The organism is Nostoc cf. edaphicum LEGE 07299 (assembly GCF_015207245.1).
In the GTDB taxonomy this organism is placed as follows: domain Bacteria; phylum Cyanobacteriota; class Cyanobacteriia; order Cyanobacteriales; family Nostocaceae; genus Nostoc; species Nostoc edaphicum_B.
In genome coordinates this window covers 1-3,324 of sequence record NZ_JADEXF010000723.1, presented here as the reverse complement: position 1 = coordinate 3,324, position 3,324 = coordinate 1, and the positions used below count along the sequence as shown (strand labels likewise).

The window sequence follows — 3,324 nt, the reverse complement described above, 5'->3', positions numbered from 1 at the left end:
ATTCAGCAATCCCACTTGCTGTTTTAACATTCGCTCCAAACTTTTTTCATCAGGATGATCCCAGCCCAACAGATGCAATAAACCGTGAGCAGCTAACCAGGCTAGCTCAGTTAGTAAGTTATGTTCCTGTTGTTGAGCTTGGCGCTGTGCTGTATCTACAGACACAATAATATCACCTAAGTATAATGGTACAGAAGCAAGCATTTCTTTGCTTTGAGGAAAATCCACCTCCAAAGCAGCAAAGGCTAAAACATCTGTCGGCTTATCTTGCTGACGATATTGAGTATTCAGTTCTTGAATTTGCGAGTCATCTGTCAAACGCAGTCCGATTTCATAACTTGGCGCTGGTGGAATCTCAGGCTGAAGTATTTCCAACCAGTGATTAAACCAGTTTTCCCAAGTTTCAGGGGGAATTCGGTCATCAGTCTCGGCAATCTTTACAGATGTTGTCGGGGACAACTCATAAAAATACTCCTCCACATATAGTTCAACTCTCAGGGGCACACAGTCTCCTTGTCTGAGGTTTACGATTGTCGTTAAGGCTGTCCTTTGTCCTTTGTCATTGGTCATCTGTCCTTTTAAATACAATTAATGACTAATGACTAATGACTAATGACTAGTTTAGTGAGTGAGGTAAGCAAGACCAACAAGCAGAGCTAAAAGCCCTACAGCAGTCAATCCAAAATGCTTTAAAGAAGTTCCACCCTTTCGTACCATGTTTCGCATGGCGAGTTTGACGTAGCTAGGTTGAGGTTCTGTTGAAGGTGAGTTGCTCATAGTTATTTGTCTACAGACTCTTTTATAACTGTAACAGTTGGTCTGGGATAGAATTGCGATCGCCTATATATTACTAAGGCGTTTCACTGAGAAACGCCTTAGCAATCGGGATGTTATGTAATGAGTGCCTCTATGCCGGAGTGTTTTCCACTAGTTTATTTTCTTGGCGCAGATAAGCTTGAATGAATGTATCAAGTTCGCCATTCATCACATCACCAATAGCCGTAGTTTCTGTATTTGTACGTAAATCCTTCACCATTTGGTAAGGGTGAAACACATAGTTACGGATTTGGTTTCCCCAGGAGGCTTCTACCATATCGCCACGAATTTCGGCAATTTCTTGGGCGCGTTGCTCTTTGGCTATGACCAACAGCTTTGCTTTGAGGCGATTTAGAGCTTTTTCTTTATTTTGCAGCTGCGATCGCTCTTCTGTACAGCGCACGGCAAGACCCGTGGGAAGGTGAACAATCCGCACCGCAGTTTCTACTTTGTTGACGTTTTGACCACCTTTACCACCAGAACGAGTTGTGGTGATTTCCAAATCCTTGTCTGGAATATCTAATTGCACAGAGTTATCAATCTGCGGCATCACTTCCACCCCTGCAAAACTGGTTTGTCGCTTGCCGTTGGCATTAAAAGGTGAAATCCGCACTAAGCGATGTGTACCCATTTCTGAACGCAAGTAACCATAAGCATAGCGACCAGTAATTTCTAGGGTTGCCGATTTTATTCCGGCTTCATCACCCTCCGACTCTTCAGCTAAAGTTACCTTATAGCCGTGAGCTTCGCCCCAACGGGTGTACATCCGCATCAGCATAAATGCCCAGTCTTGAGCATCTGTGCCACCAGCACCAGCACTAATCGTCAGTACAGCACCTTCCGCATCATAGGGGCCAGAAAGTAACTGTTGTAACTCCCACTGATCCAGGTCACGATTCAGTTTAGTGATGGTAGATTCTGCTTCTTGGAGTAGTGCCTCATCGGTTTCTAACTCCAACAATTCAACAACTGCCTTAGTATCTTCTAGATTGGCGTGCCAGCGATCGTATTGCTGGAGGTGGGCTTTCAGGTCGTTGAGTTCTTGCAGCGTTTGTTGGGCCTGGGTTTGGTCATTCCAGAATTCTGGCTGTGCTGATATTTTTTCGAGGTCTTGAATTTTGGCTGTCAGTGCAGGTACGTCAAAGATAGTCCTGGGTTTTACCCAGGCGGCCAGACAACGTTTCGATTTCGCGTTTGAGTTCTAAAACTTCCATAGTGCTTGCTGAATGATAGATAGAGCGCTAGTAGTGGAAAATTGCTCTTTATTCTACTTATGTTTCTTGATTTTAGCTGTAGTTGGGCAGGTTTTTTCTGCACTACTTGTATAAGTTACAAAATTTACTTGAAATTATCAAGCGCTTCTTCACTCACTGAAGTAGTGTGATTTAGCTGTTGCAGATAGGCTTTGATAAACAAATCAATTTTACCGTCTAATACCTCTGTCGCAGCAGGTGTTTCTACATTGGTACGTAAATCTTTCACCTTGGTGTAAGGATGCAAGATATATTCACGGATGAGCTTGTTGGATAGAGGTTTTGTGTGTCGGGGTTGAATTTTGTCAATCTGGACACCTTGGGCTAGTGCGACCGCAAACAGTTTACTTTTGAGAATAGCTAAGGCTTTCTCTTTGTTTCGCATCTGACTGCGTTCTTGATCACAAAATACACTAATCCCGGTAGGAATGTGAAACACCCGCACCCATGTTTCTGGACGGTTGACACTCCCCCGATGGCGCGGCAAAGTAATTTCTAAATGCTTCTCTGGAATCTCAAAATCAATAGACTCATCTAAAATAGGGCTGACTTCTACACTAGCTAGGCAAGTATGCCGTCTGCCATTGCCATGAACAGGAGAAATTCGCTCTATTCTTGCATGAGTTCCTTGTTCCGATTTTAGTCAGCCATAAGCATAACGCCCTGTAATTTCTAGGGTGGCATATTTGAACCCTCCTAAATCACCTACTGACTCTTGCACTAGATATACTTTATGGTTGTGATTTACTGCCCAACGATAGTATAGCTGCAATAACATAGCTGCCCAGTGTTCGGCATCTATACCTCCAACCTCAGCCGTAATTGCCAAGAATGCCCCCTTTTGGTCGCAGGGGCCGGAAAGTAATTGTTCTATTTCTACTGTTTCGAGTTCTTGCTGGAGTTGGGTAAGGTTGGTTTGTGCCTCTTGCAACAATTCCTCATCAGCAGATAATTCTAGTAGTTCTAGCGCAACTTTGATATCTTCTAGAATGAAATGCGATCGCTGATATTGTTTCTTTGTAGAGTTGAGGAAATCAATTTCTTGAAGTGTCTGACGGGAAGTAACGGAATTATGCCAGAAAGTAGGTTGAGAAACTAATTGATTCAATTCCTCAATTCTTGCACTCAGTTCTCGAACGTCAAAGACAGCCTTCAGCCTTAGCCAAGATATTTGATAACCTTTCTACTTCGCGTTTGATGTTTAAAAGTTCCAGCATGGTTTTACTCACTGGGGTTGATACCTTACTGCCTATTG

General features: G+C 43.3%; 3 protein-coding genes and 1 pseudogene. All 4 read right to left on the bottom strand.

Annotated features, from left to right (window positions below):
- The coding region (gene ybeY / locus IQ229_RS19555) for an rRNA maturation RNase YbeY (protein WP_194046593.1) at positions 1-498 on the bottom strand (498 nt) is incomplete at its 3' end.
- A 123-nt stretch (positions 499-621) separates the two neighbouring features.
- Positions 622-777 (bottom strand): DUF3285 domain-containing protein, encoded by a 156-nt coding sequence (locus IQ229_RS19550; protein WP_094350437.1) that lies wholly within the window; start codon positions 775-777, stop codon positions 622-624.
- A gap of 130 nt (positions 778-907) precedes the next feature.
- Positions 908-2,030 (bottom strand): peptide chain release factor 2 gene (prfB, locus tag IQ229_RS19545; protein ID WP_194046591.1). Its coding sequence is split into 2 segments (ribosomal slippage): positions 908-1,957 and positions 1,959-2,030, totalling 1,122 coding nucleotides; the frame shifts between segments, so codons are not numbered across the junction.
- A gap of 124 nt (positions 2,031-2,154) precedes the next feature.
- Positions 2,155-3,283: pseudogene (locus tag IQ229_RS19540) on the bottom strand (PCRF domain-containing protein).
- Positions 3,284-3,324: the final 41 nt, after the last annotated feature.

What these genes read in the sequence shown, in the direction of transcription:
- IQ229_RS19550 (WP_094350437.1), bottom strand. Translation starts at nt 777, where the DNA reads ATGAGCAACTCACCTTCAACAGAACCTCAACCTAGCTACGTCAAACTC.